17 protein-coding genes and 1 tRNA gene are annotated in these 16090 nt (G+C 24.9%); 12 read left to right on the forward strand and 6 right to left on the reverse strand.

The window, feature by feature from the left end:
* Nucleotides 1–38: 38 nt before the first annotated feature.
* Nucleotides 39–1760 carry an ABC transporter ATP-binding protein gene (locus tag MADAR_RS02045; protein WP_014158873.1) on the reverse strand — a complete coding sequence of 574 codons (1722 nt, stop codon included), beginning with the start codon at nt 1758–1760 and terminating at the stop codon, nt 39–41.
* Nucleotides 1761–1840: 80 nt separating this feature from the next.
* On the opposite strand from MADAR_RS02045, the gene nusB reads away from it, so the two are divergent.
* Genes nusB through MADAR_RS03005 form a run of 4 tightly spaced genes read left to right on the forward strand, consistent with a single transcriptional unit; the run spans nt 1841 to nt 3870 of the window.
* Nucleotides 1841–2764 (forward strand): transcription antitermination factor NusB, encoded by a 924-nt coding sequence (nusB, locus tag MADAR_RS02050; RefSeq protein WP_014158874.1) that lies wholly within the window; start codon nt 1841–1843, stop codon nt 2762–2764.
* Between the two features lie 47 nt (nt 2765–2811).
* Complete coding sequence (gene yajC / locus MADAR_RS02055) at nt 2812–3144, forward strand: preprotein translocase subunit YajC (RefSeq protein WP_014158875.1); 333 nt, start codon at nt 2812–2814, stop codon at nt 3142–3144.
* Entirely contained in the window at nt 3141–3743 is a 603-nt protein-coding gene (coaE, locus tag MADAR_RS02060) for a dephospho-CoA kinase (RefSeq protein ID WP_014158876.1), read from the forward strand. The genes yajC and coaE overlap by 4 nt, the downstream gene beginning before the upstream one ends.
* Entirely contained in the window at nt 3727–3870 is a 144-nt protein-coding gene (locus MADAR_RS03005) for a 30S ribosomal protein THX (protein WP_014158877.1), read from the forward strand. The genes coaE and MADAR_RS03005 overlap by 17 nt, the downstream gene beginning before the upstream one ends.
* Here MADAR_RS03005 and MADAR_RS02065 read toward each other — a convergent pair.
* Nucleotides 3825–4514 carry a zinc metallopeptidase gene (locus tag MADAR_RS02065; RefSeq protein ID WP_014158878.1) on the reverse strand — a complete coding sequence of 230 codons (690 nt, stop codon included), beginning with the start codon at nt 4512–4514 and terminating at the stop codon, nt 3825–3827. The genes MADAR_RS03005 and MADAR_RS02065 overlap by 46 nt on opposite strands.
* Nucleotides 4515–4581: 67 nt before the next feature.
* Between MADAR_RS02065 and MADAR_RS02070 the strand changes: the two genes are divergently transcribed.
* Nucleotides 4582–5883 (forward strand): NAD(P)/FAD-dependent oxidoreductase, encoded by a 1302-nt coding sequence (locus tag MADAR_RS02070; protein ID WP_014158879.1) that lies wholly within the window; start codon nt 4582–4584, stop codon nt 5881–5883.
* Here the strand turns inward: MADAR_RS02070 and MADAR_RS02075 are convergent.
* Together MADAR_RS02075 and MADAR_RS02080 are read right to left on the reverse strand one after the other, a co-directional pair.
* Entirely contained in the window at nt 5865–6941 is a 1077-nt protein-coding gene (locus MADAR_RS02075; RefSeq protein ID WP_014158880.1) for a chorismate-binding protein, read from the reverse strand. The two genes, MADAR_RS02070 and MADAR_RS02075, sit on opposite strands and share 19 nt — an antisense overlap.
* A 1-nt stretch (nt 6942) precedes the next feature.
* The gene (locus MADAR_RS02080; RefSeq protein WP_014158881.1) at nt 6943–7371 is read right to left on the reverse strand and encodes a PaaI family thioesterase; all 429 of its coding nucleotides are present in this window, start codon (nt 7369–7371) and stop codon (nt 6943–6945) included.
* Between the two features lie 131 nt (nt 7372–7502).
* On the opposite strand from MADAR_RS02080, the gene MADAR_RS02085 reads away from it, so the two are divergent.
* The 7 genes from MADAR_RS02085 (at nt 7503) to miaA (ending at nt 14689) form a co-directional block, all read left to right on the forward strand.
* Nucleotides 7503–8042: an isopentenyl-diphosphate delta-isomerase gene (locus MADAR_RS02085; RefSeq protein WP_014158882.1), complete on the forward strand. Its 540-nt coding sequence runs from the start codon at nt 7503–7505 to the stop codon at nt 8040–8042.
* A gap of 6 nt (nt 8043–8048) precedes the next feature.
* The gene (locus tag MADAR_RS02090; RefSeq protein ID WP_014158883.1) at nt 8049–8459 is read left to right on the forward strand and encodes a 6-carboxytetrahydropterin synthase; all 411 of its coding nucleotides are present in this window, start codon (nt 8049–8051) and stop codon (nt 8457–8459) included.
* Nucleotides 8449–9567: a glycine cleavage system aminomethyltransferase GcvT gene (gcvT, locus tag MADAR_RS02095; RefSeq protein ID WP_014158884.1), complete on the forward strand. Its 1119-nt coding sequence runs from the start codon at nt 8449–8451 to the stop codon at nt 9565–9567. Before MADAR_RS02090 ends, gcvT begins: the two co-directional genes overlap by 11 nt.
* 118 nt (nt 9568–9685) lie before the next feature.
* Nucleotides 9686–10957: an MATE family efflux transporter gene (locus MADAR_RS02100; protein ID WP_049779097.1), complete on the forward strand. Its 1272-nt coding sequence runs from the start codon at nt 9686–9688 to the stop codon at nt 10955–10957.
* A 52-nt stretch (nt 10958–11009) separates the two neighbouring features.
* On the forward strand, nt 11010–12668 hold the full coding sequence (locus MADAR_RS02105; protein ID WP_014158886.1) for a DEAD/DEAH box helicase: 1659 nt from the start codon (nt 11010–11012) through the stop codon (nt 12666–12668).
* 6 nt (nt 12669–12674) lie between these two features.
* Nucleotides 12675–13763, forward strand: a complete 1089-nt coding sequence (aroC, locus tag MADAR_RS02110; RefSeq protein ID WP_014158887.1) for a chorismate synthase — start codon at nt 12675–12677, stop codon at nt 13761–13763.
* A 17-nt stretch (nt 13764–13780) separates the two neighbouring features.
* Nucleotides 13781–14689, forward strand: coding sequence for a tRNA (adenosine(37)-N6)-dimethylallyltransferase MiaA (gene miaA, locus MADAR_RS03010; protein ID WP_238523431.1), 909 nt, complete (start codon nt 13781–13783; stop codon nt 14687–14689).
* Here miaA and MADAR_RS02115 read toward each other — a convergent pair.
* Together MADAR_RS02115 and MADAR_RS03015 are read right to left on the reverse strand one after the other, a co-directional pair.
* A tRNA-Val gene (locus MADAR_RS02115) sits at nt 14649–14724 on the reverse strand. The genes miaA and MADAR_RS02115 overlap by 41 nt on opposite strands.
* Complete coding sequence (locus MADAR_RS03015) at nt 14715–15989, reverse strand: folylpolyglutamate synthase/dihydrofolate synthase family protein (protein ID WP_014158889.1); 1275 nt, start codon at nt 15987–15989, stop codon at nt 14715–14717. Before MADAR_RS03015 ends, MADAR_RS02115 begins: the two co-directional genes overlap by 10 nt.
* Nucleotides 15990–16090 lie beyond the last annotated feature (101 nt).

The raw sequence follows: 16090 nt of genomic DNA on the forward strand, positions 1-16090 counted from the left end.
CCATCCTACTTTTCCAAGTATTATTCAAAATTTTTTTCCTAAAGACAACCTAAAGACAAGGAATTTTTATTTCCTATTTTAAATATTCTTCCATTTTTTAAAAAAATAATACAATCAAAATCAGATATATAAGATATGTCGTGAGTAATAATAATAATAGTACTACTTTTTAGATTTTCTTTTATACAACGAATTATTAATTTTCTAGTCTTTTGATCTATAGCAGAAAAACTATCATCCAATATAAGAATTTTTGGATTTCTGATGATAGCTCTTGCTATACAGATTCTTTGTTTTTGACCTCCCGACAATGTTATCCCTCTTTCTCCTATAATCGTTTCATATCCATCTTTAAAATTAAGAATTTCTTCTTCTATCATTGCTTTTCTAGCTGCTTCATAGACTCTGCATGGAGAAACTTTTTTAAGACTTCCTAAAGCTATATTATTGTAAATGGAATCTGAAAAAAGAAAAGAATCTTGGGGGACATACCCTATGTTACTTCTAAAATTATAAAGATTATGATTTTTCAAAGAAAGATTATCAATCAGTATTTCTCCTTGATCAGGATCATACAAACGAGATATTAATCTTCCAATAGTTGTTTTTCCAGATCCTGTTTCTCCAGTTAAAATTAAGGTTCCTCCATTTTGGATTGTAAAAGATACTTTACTTATAGTATTAGATACATTATCTATTTTATTATAAATAAAACTTACATTTATGAATTGAACTTTTCCAAAAATTTTTGTTTTTATCAAATTTTTATTAAAAATTTCAGGAATTTCTGTTAAAAATTTTCTTATACGAACTTGCGAGACTTTAGCTTTTTCTATAATAGAAACTACCCATCCTAAAATAATAAAAGGAAAAATTAACACGTTGATATACGTAAAAAATTCTGCAAGAATTCCTATTTCTTTTATTTCTCCTTCAAAATACTTCTTACTTCCAAAAAAAAGAATGGATAGATGACTGGATCCAATAAAAAAAATAATAATAGTAGATAAAATAGTATCAAATTTTGCTAATTCTATATTTTTTTTTTGATATTTTAATATAATTTTCTTATGTTTTTCTTGAAAAAAAACTTCAGAAACAAAAGATTTAATAATATTTATTCCAGAAAATGTTTCTTGCATAAAAGAACAAATAAGAGATTGAGAATTTTGTATTTCTTCACTTTTTTTGGTAATATAAAAACTTATATAATAAATGAAAATAAAAAGAATTGGAATAGGAAAAACCACATAAAAAGTTAATGTTTTGTTTAAACGAAACATTTGTATGAATACCATAAAAAATAAAACTAAAAAATTAACGAAATACATAATTCCCGGTCCTATATACTGTCGTATTAAAGACACATCTTCTGTAAGACGATGCATTAAATCTCCTGTTGAATTTTTCTTATAAAAGGATAAACTTAATTTTTGATAATGAAGAAAAATCTCATTTCTTATATCAAATTCAATCATTCTTGACGTAGTGATAATACATCTTCTCATATGGTATTTAACAAATCCACCTATAATTGGTATTATTAAAATAATACACGTGGAAATTACAATCTCTGATTGATAAGTATTTTTTTTCGAAAAGTTCGTAAAAATATATTTTATGGTATTAATAGATTTTCCTATATAAGGAATAGGCAGTATTGTTAAAATATTTGATACTAAAATCAATAAAAAACCTATGCACAGACGTAATTTGTATTTACGAAAATATTTTTTGCTAAAAGCAAATAAACTCCACATACCAAACACAAAAATACAAACTTTTTAAGTTTAGCCTTTTATTTTTATAATTGTATACTACAATTAATGAAAACATAAGCATGTCAATCCGACGATACTTCAGAATAAGAAGTTTGCAATTTTTATATGCTCACTATTTATCTAAAATGAATTATGAAAAAGTAGAAAAATACATGCTGAAAAGCATAGAAGAATCTTACGATTTATATATTTTTCTTCTTTATTTAATATTAAAAATTAGAGAAGAAGTAATAAATAAAAAACCAAAAATTTCCAATATTTATGAAAATAAAATAGATACATTACAAAAAATTGCATATAATTCTGTAGTGAAAATATTATCCAATTATTTACTTCAGGAAAATTATGAAAAAATACTTTGGAAAAAACAAGATGAATATATTCTTTTCCAACTTATAAAAGAAATCAAAAAATCAAAATATTATGAAATATTTATTCAAAAATTTAATTCTTCTTTTGAAGAAGACAAAAATTTTATCATAAAATACTACAAAAATTTTTTTATTTCCAATAAAAAATTAATGGAATACATTGAGGATAAATATCCAATAAGTGGATCAGAAAATTTGTACCTATCACATAGAATGGTATGTCAAACCTTAAAATCTATAAAATTATCAAAAAACTTTAAGTTATACAATAATGTTTACCAAAACGATGAGAATAAAAAATTTCTTATTGATTTATATAGAAATACAATTTCTCATCAAGAAGAGTTCAATGAATTAATTAATGATACATCAAAAAACTGGGATATAAAAAGAATAGCTACCATAGATTTAATTATATTGCAAATGGCAATTTGTGAATTCTTATATTTTCCAAATATACCTCCTAGAGCTACCATGAATGAATATATAGAAATTGCAAAGATTTTTTGCATGGAAAAAAGTAAAATGTTTATTAATGGTATTTTAGATAAAGTGTTCAAATTATTAAACCGAAAAAATAAAATATTTAAAATTGGAAAAGGATTAATATGATTTTTTTGTCGGTATTTATTATATTCATGAAAATATTAAAAAACTTTATGATTCCAATATTACAACAAAATACTATAATGAGTACTATTTGGATGTTTGCATTAATATTTATTGTCTTTTACTTTTTTATGATACGTCCTCAAATACGAAAACAAAAAATCGAGAAGAAATTTCAAGAAAACATAAAAAAAGGAAATCACATAGTAACAAATTCTGGAATTCATGGAAAAATAATAGAAATAACAGATTATTTTTGCATATTAGAAACTATTGTAGGAAAAATAAAACTTGAGAAGAATACCATATCCAAAGAATTGACTCAATTACGTTATGGAAGTAATAAGAAAAAAGAAATAGAAACAATACCTAAAAAAGAATGAAATCATTATTAATCGGATTAACCGGTAAAATGGGTTCTGGAAAAAGTTTGTTTACATCTTTTTTCCAAAAAAATGGAATTCCTGTTTATTATTCAGATCAAAGAGGAAAAATTATAATGAATCAAACGAAAATATTAAAAAAAAATATTATAAAATTCTTTGGAAAAAAATCTTATGAAAATAAAACCATTAATACAAAATTTTTGTCTAAAAAAGTATTTACAGATCCTCTTTATTTAAAATTATTATGTTCCATTGTTCATCCATGGGTATTATTAGATTTTAAAAAATGGAGGTCTTCTCAAAAAACATTATATTTAATAAAAGAATCAGCACTTCTATTTGAAAGTGGAACTTATAAAGATTGTGATTATATCATTACCATTACTTCTCCTACAACAAAAATGATTGAACGAATAATAAAGAGGGATAAATTAAGTGAAGAACAAATTATGAATCGTTTAAAGATCCAAATATCCAATAAAGAAAGAATCAAATACTCCAATATAATTGTAGAAAATATTCAAGATATTTCTTTTTTGAAAGAAAAAGCAAAAGAAATTCATCATAAAATTATTATAAATGGGAAAAGGAGATAAAAAAACTAGAAGAGGAAAAATAATTAATAAAACATATGGAAACCTCCGTCCAAATCCAAGAAATTATAAAAAAAAAAAAAATTATTCATCTCTTTTACCAAAAAAAGAAATAAAATACATTAATTGAGCTAAGCTTCCTAATGCTGAAACTACATATGTCATAGCCGCCCATCTTAAAGAATCTTTTGCTTGATTATATTCCTGATAATCCACTATATTTTTATTCTTCAACCAAATCATAGCTCTTCTACTAGCATCAAATTCTATTGGAAGAGTAATTAAAGAAAAAAGAACAACTAAAGAAAATAAACTTATGCCTATTTTAAGAAAAAAATCATTTTTTCCTCCTGAACTATAAAATATTGTGAGACCAGACATAATAGCAAAATTTGTAAATTTAGAACTAAAATTTAAAATAGGAATCAATCGATTACGAAATTTTAACATACTATAACCCAATTTATGTTGCAAAACATGACCACATTCATGAGCTGCAATTGCCGCAGAAACAGTAGAATTTTCATAGTATACTTTTTCACTTAAATTAACTGTCCTATTTAAAGGGTTATAATGATCTGTTAATTCTCCTTCCACTGATACAACAGTAACATCATAAATTCCATTATCCTTCAACATTTTTTCCGCTACTTCTTTTCCACTCATATTGCTGTGTAAACCAAATTGAGAATAGTTACTAAATTTATTTTTTAATATTTGACTTACAATAATACTTACAAAAAATATAATCCCTACAATTAAATAATAATTCATAATAAAATCTGTATAATCAACAAAATTATTAATTTATTAATTAAAATGAAAATTAAAATCATTGACCATGAATATTCCAACAGTAAATAATCTAAAAAGAGTTGTTATAATTGGTGCTGGATTTGCAGGTTTGCAAGTAGCAAAAAAATTAAAAAGAGATAAATTTCAAGTAGTCCTTATTGATAAAAATAATTATCATACTTTTCAACCTTTATTGTATCAAGTAGCTACAGCAGGATTAGAACCGGATTCTATTGCAAATTCTATCAGAAAAATTATCAAGAAAAAAAAAAACTTCTTTTTTAGACTAGCTTATGTCCATTATATCAACACAAAAAAACAGAAAGTATATACAAACGTAGGAGAACTTTTTTATGATTATTTAATTCTTGCAACAGGTTCTGTAACTAATTATTTTGGAAATAGAAATATAGAACATTTTTCCCTTCCCATGAAATCTATTCCGGAAGCTTTGAATTTAAGAAGTCATATCTTACAAGATTTTGAATCTGCTTTACTTACCAAAGATTCGAAGATAAGGGAAAAACTTATGACTTTTGTTATTGTAGGAGGAGGACCAACTGGAGTAGAATTGGCTGGAGCTTTAGCTGAAATGAAAAAATATGTTTTACCACATGATTATCCAGATTTAGATATCAAACAGATGAATATTCATTTATTACAGGCATCTACAAGATTATTGGATGGAATGTCTGAAAAGTCTGCTCAACAAGCATTCAAAAATTTAGAAGAATTAGGTGTAAATGTCTGGTTGGATTGTTTGGTTAAAGATTACGATGGACAAATAGTTTTTATAGATAAAAATAAAAAAATAGAATCTTATAATGTTATATGGGCTGCAGGTGTTAAAGGAGCTATGATCAAAGGTTTTCTAAATGAGGACATGTTGAACAGTCAAAGAATTTTAGTGGATAACTCTCTTAAAACTTTAAGATATAATAATATTTTTGCTATCGGAGACATAGCTTGTATGATTACAAATAAATCTTATCCAAACGGTCATCCTATGACTGCTCAACCTGCTATCCAGCAAGGAAATTTTATTGCTAATAATTTTAACCACTATTTACTGGATAAAAAACCAATAAAACCTTTTAGATATAAAAATCTAGGAACTATGGCTACTATAGGAAGAAATAAAGCAGTATGTGATTTTCCTTACTTTAGATTGAAAGGTTTTTTAGCATGGTTTATTTGGATGTTCGTTCATTTAGTAGGTTTAATAGGTTTTAGAAATAGAGCAATAGCTTTAACCAATTGGATTATTCAATATTTTCACTATAACAAAAGCGTTAGATTAATTATAAGACCTTTTAATAGAAAAAACAATCAATTAAAAAAAAATTGAGAAAGAATATTTTTTATTTTATTTTCTGTTTCTAAATATTCTTTATCTACATTACTAGATCTAGTAATTCCACTTCCTGCATATAGGGTTATTTCTTTTTTATCCATTCTTATCCTTGCACATCTTAGGTTGAGATACAATTCCATATTCATTCCATTTACAGGACCAAAGTATCCTGTATAAAAATTTCTATTGCATTCTTCATTTTTTTGAATAAAATCTAACGAACTTCTTATAGGAAAACCACATATAGAAGGAGTTGGATACATATGATATAATATATCATAATAATCTGGATTTTTAAAAAAATAAAAATTAATAGGAGTTTCTAAATGATGTATAGTTCCTAAATCCATAATCCTAGTTTTTTGTATAGAAAGAATCCCTGAATAATGTTTTTTTAAAAAATTAACAATATATCTTACTACAATTTCATGTTCTTCTATTTCTTTTTTTGTCCAATTATTATTTCCAATAGGAATAGTACCAGCTAGTGCTACAGTTTTTAATTTTTTTCCATGAGATTTCATTAATAATTCTGGAGAAGCTCCTAACCATAAACCATGATCAAAATCATACCAAAGAGTAACAAAAGCTTTAGGATAAGACAAAATTAGTCTTTGAAAAGTTTCTTTTAAATAAAAATTATGGAATGAAATCTTCATCAATCTAGATAAAACTACTTTTTTAAAATATTTATTTTTAATAAATTCAATAGCTTTTTTAATCATATTCTTGTATGTATGAGAATAAATTAAAAAAGAAGAAATTTCTTGATACGAAAAAAAATCATTATGATTTATCAATGTTTTGATAGAAAATATATTTTCTATATCTACAAAATATATTTTATCCGTATATATTCTTATGATAGTATCATGGTTAAAACTTCCAATTAAAAAAAAATTTTCTTTTATTTTACTAGTTTCATTTTTTTTTGAATAAAAATATATTCTATTTTCACAAGGTTTTTTAAATACAACAAAACTTTCATTCTTCCAATATTTTTTTATTATTTTCTTGTATAAACTGGTAATGCTTACTCGTATAAAAACCATACTATTTTTTTGGGATTATTATATTGGTCATTTTACAAAAACTAATAACATCTTTATTTTCATTAGAAATATTCATTTTTATAAAATGAATGGTTCTTCCTTTATGAATTAGCTTTGCCTTTGCAAATAGTGTTCCTTTTCTAATATTTCGTATGTGATTGGCGGAAATTTCCACATTGAAAACGTTAAAAATTTTTTGATTGACATTTATAATAGATAATGAACTTCCAACACTTTCTGCCAAAGCTATTGTAGCTCCTCCATGAAGAAAACCCATTGGCTGAAGTACATTTTTATTTATTGACATTTTCGCTATTAAAGTATTTATATTTATCCCTATACCAATGTATTTTATTTTCAGAGTTTGCATCAAAGTATTTTTTCTTAAACTATTCAATTCTTTTAATAGTTTTTCATTGATTTTTTTCATATATCATAAAAAAAATTCCATAAAATTTAATCTATGGACCTTCATTAAATAACTCTATAATAAAATGAATAATATTAAATTTACGTTATTAAATATTTTGTACATTCTAACTTTAAAAAAATAAACCATCAATGAGAAAAAAAGAGTTTTTTATTCCTTTAATTGGAAAAAAAAATAAAATTATTGGTTTCGAAAAAAAAGAAAAAATTCATACAATAGGATTATTACACAGTGCAGTTTCTGTATTTGTATTTAATAGTAAAAAAAAAAATCAAAAAATGTTAATGTTACAAAAAAGATCCTCACAAAAATATCATTCTTCACTACTTTGGACTAATACATGTTGTAGCCATCCTAGAAAAAACGAATCTATTTTAACAGCAGCACATCGTTGTTTAATAGAAGAAATGGGCTTTGATTGTTTTTTAGAGAAAAAATTTTGTTTCACTTACCGTGAATTGTTAAATAATGGATTGATAGAAAATGAATTAGATCATGTTTTTGTAGGATATTATTCATATTCTCCAATCATCAATTATAAAGAAGTAGATAATTGGAAATGGATAACTTTAAACAAATTAATTGAAGATATCCATATATCTCCAGAATCTTACACCATATGGTTTAAAATTATTATCAAAAAGTATTTAAAACAATTAGATTTTAATTAATAAATAATGAAAGCAACTATAAGTAGAAAAGGATATTTTAGTGCGGCACATAAACTTTACAATAATCATTGGAATCGTCATAAAAATATTGAAACTTTTGGAAAGTGCGCTTATTTAAATTATCATGGACATAATTATGAATATATTGTTAGTATTACAGGAGAAGTAGATCCAGAAACTGGATTTGTTTTCAGTATCCAAAAATTAAAAAATCTTCTCCGTGAAGAAATAGAAGTAATTTTTGACCATAAAAATATTAATTTAGATATAAAGGAGTTTTCTGTAATTAATCCAACAACAGAAAATATTGTCATTTTTATTTGGAATAGAATAAATCAAAAAATAAATCCTCATTTAGATTTAAAGATTACCTTGTACGAAACTACTAAAAATTTTGCAGAATATAATGGATCATAATATTTTGAAAAAAACTACTTTATACGATAATCACATACAATTAGGAGCTAAAATGATTTCTTATTCCGGTTTTTCCATGCCTCTTCAATATATCTCTTCATTAGTAGAGCATATGACTGTAAGAAAAAACGTTGGAATATTTGATGTTAGTCATATGGGAAAATTTATTTTAAAAGGAAAAACTTCCAATAATTTTCTCCAATATTTAACTACCAATAATCTATCTAATATAAAATCTGGACAAGCACAATATACTTGTTTCATTAATAATTTTGGAGGGATTATAGATGATTTAGTCATTTATAAAATTTCAGAAATAGAATTTTTACTTATAGTTAATGCAGTCAATATTGATAAAAACAAAAAATGGATCAATCATCATATTATTAATAACAATGTGGATTTGAAATTTCAAGATTTATCTTTAAAATATTCTATTTTATCCGTACAAGGACCACTATCTTTAGATGTTCTTCAACCATTTACCAATATTTCATTATCCAATATCCCTTTTTATCATTTTGAAATAGGAAAATTTTTAGGAATAGATGGAGTATTAATATCTCGTACAGGATATACTGGATCCGAAGGAATGGAAGTCTATATACATAATAAATATGTAGAATCTATATGGAATGAAATCCTAAAAAAAGGACAGTCCTTGAATATAAAACCTTGTGGAATAGCAAGTAGAGATTCATTAAGAATAGAAATGGGATACCGTTTATATGGTCAAGACATTTCAGAGAATGTTACACCTATAGAAGCTGGATTACATTGGATCATAAAATTTAACAAACAATTTATTGCAAGAAACATATTGCAAAAACAAAAAAGAGACGGAATATATAAAAAATTTATATCTTTCGTCATAGAAAAGAAAGGAAAAATCCCCAGAAAAGGATATTTATTAAAAGATAAAAAAAATTATACTGTAGGAACGGTAACTTCTGGTGTATTTTCTCCTCTATTAAAAAAAGGAATAGGATTAGGTTTTTTTACAGAAAATATAATGGATAAAAATAATCTTTTTATTTCAATAAGAAACAAAAATATTCCTATCAAAATTGTAAAATTACCCTTCATTAAAAAATTTATTTCTTATTGATCGAATAAAAAAAATATATACTACATATTCACAAGATATAAAAAAAAATCTTCTATTGTCCATTCCTGTCTTTTTTACTCAACTAGGTGTTATAATCGTTGGTTTATCTGATAATATAATGATTGGTTTTTTTTTAGGGAAGGAAGCCTTAGCTGCAGTTTCAATATCCAATGCCGTATTTTTTATAATTGTCGTTTTTGGATTTGGAATATCTACATCCATTTCTTCTTTAATAGCATCTGTAGATGCAAAACATGAATATAAAAAAGGAGCAATTATTTTTTATAATGGATTGATAATCAATTTAGGATTATCAATCCTCATGTATATTTTTATACATATTTTTTTTTATATATTCCCATATTTAGGACAACCTAAAGAAATTTTAAATGAAGCAATATCCTTTTTAAGGATTATGGCTTTTTCTTTTATTCCATGGATGATATTCGAAGTCTTTAGGAAATTTTCAGAAGGATTATCTATAGTTTTCCCTAGTTTAATTATTACTTGGATTTCGGCTTTCATTAATATTGTGCTTAATTATTCATTCATTAATGGTTACTATGGAATTCCTAAATTAGGAATTTCAGGAATAGCCTATGCAACTTTAATCTCTCGTATAACCATGTTGATAGGAATAAATTTTTTATTATATAACTACAAAAAAGTTCGTGATTACTACAATCACTTTAAATATTTCTTATTGAAAAAAAAATATTTAAAAAAAATCCTTAAAATAGGAATTCCTTCTGGACTACATATGTTATTTGAGATGAGCGCTTTTTCTATCTCTTCTTTTATATCTGGAAAATGTGGAGTAAAAGAATTAGCCGCACATCAAATAGTTATTAGTCTTGTATCCTCTACCTTTCTTCTTAGTACAGGATTTTCTGTAGCTGCAACTATTAGAATAGGACATCAATTATCATTAAAAAATTATTCTGAATTAAGAAGAATAGGATGGTCTGTTATATTTATGGGAATAATTTTTATGTTAATATGTAGTTCTATATTTTTATTGTTTAGAAATCGTATTCCTTATTTCTATATAAAAAATAACGACCATGAAGTAATTCATCTAACAGAAAAAATGATCGTAACTGCTAGTATCTTTCAATTATCCGATGTAATTCAAGGAATAATCATTGGTGCGTTAAGAGGAATACAAGATGTAAATGTTCCTATGTGGATCAGTTTTTTTTCTTACTGGATAATAGCATTACCTATAGAATGGATACTTTCTATATATTTAAAAATGGGAGTAAATGGAGTTTGGATAGGATTGTGTTTAGGAATAACAATATCAGCTTTGCTTCTTATTGTAAGATATGAAACTGTTACCAAAAAACTTATAAGAAAATATCAAAAAAAATTGATCGATAATCATTAACGATTAAATATCTATATTTGTTTCGTAACAAATAAAAAATAAATGTCTTTTGATGGAAACATTTAAAGAATATAACTTTTTAAGCCCTAAAATTATTCAAGCTTTAGAAGATATAGGATTTCTATCTCCAACTACTATACAAAAGAAAGTAATTCCATTCTTGTTGAAATCAGAAAAAGATATAATAGCTTTAGCTCAAACAGGAACTGGAAAAACTGCTTCTTTTGGATTGCCAATAATCCAAAAGATAAATTTAGAATTGGATTATCCTCAAGCATTAATATTATGTCCAACAAGAGAACTATGCATACAAATAACACGTGATCTTTGTTGTTATTCAAAATATATTTCATTGATGAAAATTATTCCATTATATGGAGGAGTAAAAATAGATAATCAAATAAAATCTTTACATAATAAAAAAACTCACATTATTGTTGGTACACCAGGAAGAATTCTTGATTTAATAAGAAGAAATGAATTGCATTTATCCAATATAAAATATTTAGTAATTGATGAAGCAGATGAAATGCTTAACATGGGATTTAAAGAAGAATTAGATTCTATAATGATAAAATTACCGAAAAGAAGACAAAATTTGTTATTTTCAGCCACAATGTCTAAATATATGAATGTTATAGCACATTCTTATTTAATGGATCCTATAGAAATTATTACAGGGAAAAAAAATATTGGATCCGATGATGTGAAACATATTTATTACATAAGTAATCCTAATAAAAAATATTTAGCTTTAAAACGTATTGTGGACATAAATCCAGATATTTATGGAATTATATTTTGCCGAACCAGAAAAGGAACTAAAGAAATAGCGGAATCATTAATTCAAGATGGATATAATGCAGATGCTCTTTATGGAGATCTCTCACAAGCACAACGTGAGTTTGTGATGAATAGATTTAGAAAAAAAAAATTACAATTTCTTGTAGCCACAGATATTGCTGCTCGTGGAATAGATATAAATGATATTACTCATGTTATAAACTATAATCTTCCAGATGAAAGTGAAATTTATGTGCACAGAAGTGGTCGTACGGGTAGAGCTGGAAATACAGGAATTTCTGTTTCTATTATTCATTATAGAGAAATTAGAATTTTACGAGAATTTGAAAAAAAAATTGGAAAAAAATTCGAAAAAATTATGATCCCTTCTGGGAAAGAAATATGTCAAAAACAACTTCTACACTTTATAGAAAAAGTAAAAAATGTTGTTGTTGATGAACCATCAATAACCAAATTTTTCCCGGACATACAAAAAAAATTAGAATCATTTGATAGAGAAGAATTAATCAAACGTTTCTCTTGGATAGAGTTTAATCGTTTTATTTCTTATTATAACAACTATGAAGATGATATTAATAATGAAATTTATTCATCAAAAATTGATTCTTCAATGATTCATGTAAAAAAGAAAAAATATTTTGTAAAATCAAAAAAACTTAAAAAAGAATCTTTTTCCAAACTTTTCTTAAATATAGGATATAAAGACCATTTAACAAAATTAAGATTGATAAATTTAATCAATGAAGCAGTTAGTACTAAAAAATCACGTATTGATATTGGAAATATAGAAATTTTATCAAATTTTTCCTTATTTGAAGTAAAAAAATGTTATCAAAAAAAAATATTAATGGGGATAAGTAAAATAAATCATTTTGGAAAACCTATTTTTATAAAGATAAAAAATTAATAAATTATGGCTGGTAATATTTTTGGACATTTGTTTAGGGTTACTACTTTTGGAGAAAGTCATGGAAATGCTTTAGGCGGTGTTATCGATGGATGTCCAGCAGGTATAGAATTAGATTTTGAAGAAATTCAAAATGAATTAAATCGTAGAAGACCGGGACAATCATCTATTGTTACTCAAAGAAATGAACCAGATAAAGTAAATTTTCTTTCTGGAATTGTAGATAAAAAAACTACAGGAACTCCTATTGGATTTTTAATCTACAATAAAGATTATAAATCTGAAGATTATAATCATCTACGAAATGTATATCGTCCTTCTCATTCAGATTTTACATATGAAAAAAAATATGGAATAAGGGATTATAGGGGAGGAGGTCGTTCTTCTGCTCGTGAAACAATATGCAGAGTAGTAGCTGGATCTATTGCTAAACAAGTAATAAAAAACATTCATATACTGTCCTATGTTTCTTCCGTAGGAAACATCTCAATAAATAAATCTTATCAAGATCTTGATCTATCGAAAAAAAATATAGAAAAATCACCTATAAGATGTCCAGATCCACATACTGAAAAAAAAATGATGTCTTTAATTCATAAAATGAAGAAAGAAGGAGATACTGTGGGAGGTACAATTACTTGTGTAATAAAAAATGTTCCATCAGGAATGGGAGAACCTGTTTTTGAAAAATTACATGCTGAATTAGCAAAAGCAATGCTTTCAATTAATGCAGTTAAAGGATTTGAATATGGTAGTGGTTTTTCTGGATCTAAATTAACAGGTTCTCAACATAATGATTTATTCAATACGGATCAAAGTACTAAAACTAATTTATCTGGGGGAATACAAGGTGGTATATCAAACGGAATGGATATTTATTTTAGAATAGCCTTTAAACCCGTTGCTACAATCATGAAAAAACAAAAAACAATAGATAAATATGGAAATTTCGTTTTTATAGAAGGAAAAGGAAGACATGATCCTTGTGTACTTCCTCGTGCTATTCCCATTGTAGAATCTATGACTGCTTTGGTTTTAGCAGATTATTGGATGTTTAAAAAGTTATCTAAATATTCTCAAATTCATCAAGATTGAAATTTCTCATTTCTATTTTGGGACCAACAAGTGTTGGAAAAACATCTATTTCACTTTTTTTAGCAAAAAAATTGAAAACAGAAATTCTATCTTGTGATTCCAGACAATTCTATAAGGAACTAAAAATAGGTACTTCCATGCCTACTTTGGAAGAACTTAGCTCTATTCCTCATCATTTTATAGGACATTTAACCATTCATCAAATTTATAATGCAAAGTATTTTGAAAGAGATTCTTGTAATAAAATGAATGAATTATTTCACAAATACTCTATTTTAATTATGGTAGGAGGATCGGGGTTGTATGAAAAAGCAGTTACAGATGGATTATCGGATATTCCTTATATCGATTCAAATATTAGAAAGAATTTAATTTATAATTTCAAAAAAAAAGGAATTTCTTTTTTACAGAAGGAAGTAAAAAAATATGAAGGATTTCCAATTCATTTAGATTTTAACAACCCAATACGTTTAATTAGATTTTTAGAAATAGTTAAATCTACTGGTTCTCTTCCTTCTTTTTTCTTCAAAAGAAAATCAAAAAAGAATTTTACTGTTATAAAAATAGGATTAATTCTACCAATAAATGAAATTTATTTCCGAATAAGTAACAGAGTAGAAAAAATGATTCAAAATGGACTATTGAACGAAGCAAGAAAATATTACTCTTATAGACATTTAAATAGTTTAAAAACCATAGGATACAAAGAATTATTTGATTTTTTTTATAAAAAAAAAACTTCTATTCAAGAAGTTATAGAAAAAATAAAAAAAAACACTAGAAAATATGCAAAAAGACAATTAACATGGTACAGAAAAGATCCTTCGATAACATGGTTTCATCCAAAAGAAAAAGAAGAAATATTTTCTTTTATTTTAAAGAAAGTGGGCAATACTGGATTTGAACCAGTGACCTCCTGCTTGTAAAACAGATGCTCTAAACCAAACTGAGCTAATTGCCCTTGTTTTCCAAATGTAAGGAAAAATTTAAAATTAAAACTTCAGATACAACAAAAGTACTTCCACTTATCAAAATCAAATCCCTTTTTTTAGATTTGTATTGAGCGTATAAAAAAGCTTTTTTTACAGAAGTAAAAAAATTTACTTTTTTGTTTTTATTAAAAATTCTCTTTACCAATATTTTTAAATCATGAATAGGAAATTTCCTTTCTATATTTGGTTGACAAAAATAATAAAAAGCTTCAGTAGGAAAATATTTTAATAACTTTTCTACTTTTTTTTCTTTTACAAAACCTAATACTAAATGTAAGTTTTGATACGATTCTTTTTTTAATTGGTTACTCACCATAAAAAACCCATCTTCATTATGAGCAATATCACAAATAATTTTTGGATTATTCCGTAATATATGCCAACGTCCTTTTAAATTGGTATTTTTAATAACATTTTTCAATCCATTTCTTATAGATTTATTCGAAACAAAAACATTTTTTTTTTTCTGTAAAATATCTATAGTATTTAACACAATTATTTTATTGAAATTTTGATAGTTGGCTTCCAAAGGAATTTGATATTTAGAATAATCTTTTATATATTTTGAAAAATATATAGGAGAATTTTTTTTTAAAGCTTCTTTCAAAAAAAGTAATTTTATATTATTTGATATTCTATTTCCAATTAGAACCGATATATTTTTTTTTATAATTCCTGCTTTTGCTAAAGCTATTTCCAATAGATCTTTTCCAAGAATTTCCGTATGATCTTCACTAATATTAGTAATTACGGATATTTCAGGACATATAATATTAGTAGAATCTAAAAGACCTCCCATTCCTACCTCAATTACTGCTATATAAATTTTTTTTTCTTTAAAATATTGAAAAGCTAAAGCAGTATTCATTTCAAAAAAAGAAATTTGTTCTTTCTCTATAATTTTTTTATTATCCTTGATAAAATCTATGATAAAATCTTTTTCTATTAACAATCCATTACAGCTAATTCTTTCTCTAAAATCCACTAGATGAGGAGAAGTCAACCAACCAACATTATACTTTTCTTCTTGTAAAATGGAAGATAACATATGAACTGTAGATCCTTTTCCATTTGTTCCCCCTACATGAATACTTTTAAAACAATTTTGAGGATTTCCTAAATAAGAACAAAAAGTTTGTATTCTTTTTAAACCTGGTTTATATGATTTTAATCCAATATTTTGATAAATTGGTAAACGATTAAAAATCCATTGAACAGTTTCAAAATAATTCATCAGTATATATTTATAACAAAAATAGATTTTTTATAAAAAAATCATTAAATTTGTCGATTTTTTACAATTTAATTATTTACGATAATAAAATCACATTTACA

This window comes from Blattabacterium sp. (Mastotermes darwiniensis) str. MADAR (genome assembly GCF_000233435.1).
Taxonomy (GTDB): Bacteria; Bacteroidota; Bacteroidia; order Flavobacteriales; family Blattabacteriaceae; genus Blattabacterium.

Excerpts from the sequence above, each read along its gene's own strand:
- MADAR_RS02045 (WP_014158873.1), bottom strand. The coding sequence starts at position 1,760 with ATGTGGAGTTTATTTGCTTTTAGCAAAAAATATTTTCGTAAATACAAA.
- nusB (WP_014158874.1), top strand. The coding sequence starts at position 1,841 with ATGTCAATCCGACGATACTTCAGAATAAGAAGTTTGCAATTTTTATAT.
- yajC (WP_014158875.1), top strand. The coding sequence starts at position 2,812 with ATGATTCCAATATTACAACAAAATACTATAATGAGTACTATTTGGATG.
- coaE (WP_014158876.1), top strand. The coding sequence starts at position 3,141 with ATGAAATCATTATTAATCGGATTAACCGGTAAAATGGGTTCTGGAAAA.
- MADAR_RS03005 (WP_014158877.1), top strand. The coding sequence starts at position 3,727 with ATGGGAAAAGGAGATAAAAAAACTAGAAGAGGAAAAATAATTAATAAA.
- MADAR_RS02065 (WP_014158878.1), bottom strand. The coding sequence starts at position 4,514 with ATGAATTATTATTTAATTGTAGGGATTATATTTTTTGTAAGTATTATT.
- MADAR_RS02070 (WP_014158879.1), top strand. The coding sequence starts at position 4,582 with ATGAATATTCCAACAGTAAATAATCTAAAAAGAGTTGTTATAATTGGT.
- MADAR_RS02075 (WP_014158880.1), bottom strand. The coding sequence starts at position 6,941 with ATGGTTTTTATACGAGTAAGCATTACCAGTTTATACAAGAAAATAATA.
- MADAR_RS02080 (WP_014158881.1), bottom strand. The coding sequence starts at position 7,371 with ATGAAAAAAATCAATGAAAAACTATTAAAAGAATTGAATAGTTTAAGA.
- MADAR_RS02085 (WP_014158882.1), top strand. The coding sequence starts at position 7,503 with ATGAGAAAAAAAGAGTTTTTTATTCCTTTAATTGGAAAAAAAAATAAA.
- MADAR_RS02090 (WP_014158883.1), top strand. The coding sequence starts at position 8,049 with ATGAAAGCAACTATAAGTAGAAAAGGATATTTTAGTGCGGCACATAAA.
- gcvT (WP_014158884.1), top strand. The coding sequence starts at position 8,449 with ATGGATCATAATATTTTGAAAAAAACTACTTTATACGATAATCACATA.
- MADAR_RS02100 (WP_049779097.1), top strand. The coding sequence starts at position 9,686 with ATGATTGGTTTTTTTTTAGGGAAGGAAGCCTTAGCTGCAGTTTCAATA.
- MADAR_RS02105 (WP_014158886.1), top strand. The coding sequence starts at position 11,010 with ATGGAAACATTTAAAGAATATAACTTTTTAAGCCCTAAAATTATTCAA.
- aroC (WP_014158887.1), top strand. The coding sequence starts at position 12,675 with ATGGCTGGTAATATTTTTGGACATTTGTTTAGGGTTACTACTTTTGGA.
- MADAR_RS03015 (WP_014158889.1), bottom strand. The coding sequence starts at position 15,989 with ATGAATTATTTTGAAACTGTTCAATGGATTTTTAATCGTTTACCAATT.